This window comes from Streptomyces alkaliphilus (genome assembly GCF_014141535.1).
Classification (GTDB): domain Bacteria; phylum Actinomycetota; class Actinomycetes; order Streptomycetales; family Streptomycetaceae; genus Streptomyces; species Streptomyces alkaliphilus.
Genome location: NZ_VKHT01000526.1, coordinates 1 through 3,604, shown reverse-complemented (window position 1 = coordinate 3,604; position 3,604 = coordinate 1). Strand labels below are relative to the sequence as shown.

General features: G+C 72.3%; 3 protein-coding genes. All 3 read left to right on the top strand.

The genetic code is table 11. The features are described from left to right. The first annotated feature begins 115 nt into the window (after window positions 1-115). The 3 genes from pruA (at window position 116) to FNQ90_RS16090 (ending at window position 3,511) form a co-directional block, all read left to right on the top strand. Window positions 116-1,771 carry an L-glutamate gamma-semialdehyde dehydrogenase gene (gene pruA, locus FNQ90_RS16100; protein ID WP_182607020.1) on the top strand — a complete coding sequence of 552 codons (1,656 nt, stop codon included), beginning with the start codon at window positions 116-118 and terminating at the stop codon, window positions 1,769-1,771. Window positions 1,772-2,181: 410 nt separating this feature from the next. Further along, entirely contained in the window at window positions 2,182-2,346 is a 165-nt protein-coding gene (locus FNQ90_RS16095; protein WP_173019697.1) for a hypothetical protein, read from the top strand. A 124-nt stretch (window positions 2,347-2,470) separates the two neighbouring features. Further along, entirely contained in the window at window positions 2,471-3,511 is a 1,041-nt protein-coding gene (locus FNQ90_RS16090) for a 3-isopropylmalate dehydrogenase (RefSeq protein ID WP_143624738.1), read from the top strand. Window positions 3,512-3,604: the final 93 nt, after the last annotated feature.

Sequence of the window (3,604 nt, the reverse complement as noted above, 5' to 3'; positions counted from 1 at the left end):
ACCGACCCGCAGCCGGCCCACCGGCCGGCCCGGGCGCCCCGCGGACCCCCGATCCCCCGGGATCCGGAGATCCCGGACATCCGAGGAAACCCAGCACCGAAGAAGGAGCCAGGCCATGGACGCCGTCACCCGGGTACCCGCGCCGGTCAACGAGCCGGTGCACGACTACGCACCGGGCAGCCCCGAGCGGGCCCGCCTGGAGGAGTGGCTGCGGCGGCTCGCCGAGGAGTCCCCCGAGCTGCCCATGACCATCAACGGTGAGCGCCGCACGGGCGGTGGCGGGCGCTTCGAGGTGGTGCAGCCGCACGACCACAAGTCGGTTCTGGGCACCGCCGCGCACGCGACGGCCGAGGACGCCCGGCAGGCGATCGACGCGGCCCTTGCCGCCGCCCCCGCCTGGCGGGCGATGTCCTTCGACGACCGTGCCGCGATCATCCTGCGCGCCGCCGAGCTGCTGGCGGGCCCCTGGCGTGAGCGGATCGCCGCCGCCACCATGCTGGGCCAGTCCAAGACCGCCCAGCAGGCGGAGATCGACACCCCCTGCGAACTGGTGGACTTCTGGCGGTTCAACGTCCACTACGCCCGGCAGATCCTCGCCGAGCAGCCGGAGACCAACTCGCCCGGCGTGTGGAACCGGTTGGACCACCGTCCGCTGGAGGGCTTCGTCTACGCCATCACGCCGTTCAACTTCTCCGCCATCGCGGGGAACCTCCCCACCGCCCCCGCCCTGATGGGCAACGTGGTGATCTGGAAGCCCTCGCCCACCCAGACCCTCGCGGCCGTGCACCTGATGGAGCTGCTGGAGGAGGCCGGGATGCCGCCGGGGGTCATCAACCTCCTGACCGGGGACGGAGTGGAGGTCTCGAAGGTCGCCCTGCCGCACCCGGAGCTGGCGGGCATCCACTTCACCGGCTCCACCGCGACCTTCCGCATGCTGTGGAAGACGGTCGCCGAGAACCTGGAGAACTACCGCGGCTACCCGCGTCTGGTGGGGGAGACCGGCGGCAAGGACTTCATGATCGCCCACCGCTCCGCCGACCCGGCGGTGCTGCGCACCGCGATGACCCGCGGCGCCTTCGAGTACCAGGGCCAGAAGTGCTCGGCGCTCTCGCGCGCCTATCTGCCGGCCTCGCTGTGGGATGGCGGGCTGCGCGAGGAGTTCGTCGCCGAGGTCGAGGACCTGTCCATGGGGCCGGTCACCGACCTGTCGAACTTCATGTCGGCGGTCATCGACGAGCGGTCCTTCGCCAAGGTCACCTCCGCCATCGAGCGAGCCAAGGCCGACCCGAACTGCGAGGTCATCGCCGGCGGGGAGTACGACGACTCGGTCGGCTGGTTCATCCGGCCCACCGTGGTGCTGTGCACCGACCCGGAGAGCGAGTTCTTCCGGGAGGAGTACTTCGGCCCGCTGTTGGCGCTCCACGTCTACGACGACTCCGCCGACGGTCCGGGCGGCGGTCCGGGCTTCCGGGCGGCCATCGAGCAGATGGAGTCGATCGCGCCCTACGGCCTCACCGGCTGTGTGATCTCCCGCGATCGGGCCGCCGCGGCCCTGGCCTGTGAGGAACTGCGCTACGCGGCGGGCAACTTCTACATCAACGACAAGCCCACCGGCGCGGTGGTCGGGCAGCAGCCGTTCGGCGGTGGCCGGGCCTCGGGCACCAACGACAAGGCGGGTGCCAAGCAGAACCTCACGCGGTGGACGCTGACCCGCGCCATCAAGGAGACGCTGGCGCCGCCGACCGACTACCGGTACCCGCACATGGGCTGACCCGCCCACCCGCGGCCGTCCCTCCCCCGGGGAGTCGACCGGACCGTTTCGGGCCCCGATGACCGCCGGGTGCGGCGGTCATCGGGGCCCGGTCGTGCTTCCCCCTCGCCCGTCCGGGGGCCCGCCGGACGCCCCCGGGTGGGCGGAGGCGCGTGAATGGCCTGGTCAACACGGGTGTGATCGGGGTCTCTGTCCACATAGTAGGACGTTCGAGCAATTGGGGAGACACGACGGAGCGGCGGGGTTACTTTTGTGGAAGCCGAACGTCATCGCCGGATCCGGCGGTCGGCGGACGAGGCCGGGCGACATTCGCGGGCGACCCCCGCCACAGCCCATGGCCCCCGCCCCTTTGGCGCATCAGGATTCCTCCGTACCCGCACTCGCGGGGCCACACCGGGAGCCGATACACCATGGCCGCAACCACCGCCGCGATGCTGCGCCGTCGCACCCGTCACACCACCGCCGCCGACACCACCCGCCGGAACGCCGCCATGGCGCTCCAGCGCGCCCTGGACCGCCGGGACAACGGCGGGGCGGGTGAGCCCGTCGTGCCCGGGCATCCCACCGACCACTGACGGCCGTTCGTCGGACCGGGGAGTGTTCCCCGGTCCCGGGGTCGACGACGCCCCGATCGGAGTCGACCGGGTCCGCATCGTGGACGTCCCGGTACCGACGGCCGGACCGCAGTAGGGTTTCCGCATGGCACGCAGCATCAATCTCGCGGTGATCCCCGGCGACGGCATCGGCCCGGAGGTGGTGGCCCAGGGACTCAAGGTCCTGGAGGCCGTGCTCCCCGCCGACGTCAAGGTCGAGAGCACCTCGTACGACCTCGGCGCCAAGCGCTGGCACGAGACGGGGGAGACCCTGACCGACGCCGAGCTGGAGCGGCTGCGCGGTCACGACGCGATCCTCCTGGGGGCCGTCGGGGACCCGACCGTGCCCTCCGGTGTGCTGGAGCGCGGGCTGCTGCTGAAGCTCCGCTTCGCCTTCGAGCACTACGTCAACCTCCGGCCGAGCAGGCTCTTCCCCAACACCGCCTCCCCCCTGGCGGGCGACCCGGAGATCGACTTCGTGGTGGTCCGCGAGGGCACCGAGGGCCCCTACGTCGGCAACGGCGGCACCATGCGGATCGGGACCCCGGCCGAGGTCGCCACCGAGGTGAGCCTGAACACCGCCTACGGGGTCGAGCGTGTGGTCCGCGACGCCTTCGAGCGGGCCTCGGCCCGCCCGGCCCGCAAGCTCACGCTGGTGCACAAGAACAACGTCCTGGTCCACGCCGGACACCTGTGGACCCGGACGGTGGAGCGCGTCGGTCGCGAGTACCCCGACGTGGCCACCGATTACCTGCACGTGGACGCCGCGACGATCTTCCTGGTCACCGACCCGGGTCGATTCGACGTCATCGTCACCGACAACCTCTTCGGTGACATCATCACCGACCTGGCCGCCGCCATCACCGGTGGCATCGGCCTGGCCGCCTCCGGGAACATCAACCCCACCGGTGAGTTCCCCTCCATGTTCGAGCCGGTCCACGGCTCCGCCCCCGACATCGCCGGCACCGGGAAGGCCGATCCCACGGCCACCGTCCTGTCCGTCGCGCTCCTCCTGCGCCACCTCGGTCTCGAGGCCGAGGCCGCGCGGATCGAGGAGGCCGTCACCGCCGACCTGGCGGAACGCGACGCCACCGCCCGCAGTACGGACGCGATCGGCGACGCGCTCGCCGCCCGGGTAGCCGGCTGACCGCCGGCGCCCGATCCACGATCGCCCGCCGGCGGTCCGGCCCCGTGCCGCCCGCCGGCGACCCCGGCGGCCCGGTACCGGCCCCTCCCGCTC

Coding starts and splice junctions, on each gene's coding strand:
- pruA (WP_182607020.1), top strand. CDS start 116: ATGGACGCCGTCACCCGGGTACCCGCGCCGGTCAACGAGCCGGTGCAC.
- FNQ90_RS16095 (WP_173019697.1), top strand. CDS start 2,182: ATGGCCGCAACCACCGCCGCGATGCTGCGCCGTCGCACCCGTCACACC.
- FNQ90_RS16090 (WP_143624738.1), top strand. CDS start 2,471: ATGGCACGCAGCATCAATCTCGCGGTGATCCCCGGCGACGGCATCGGC.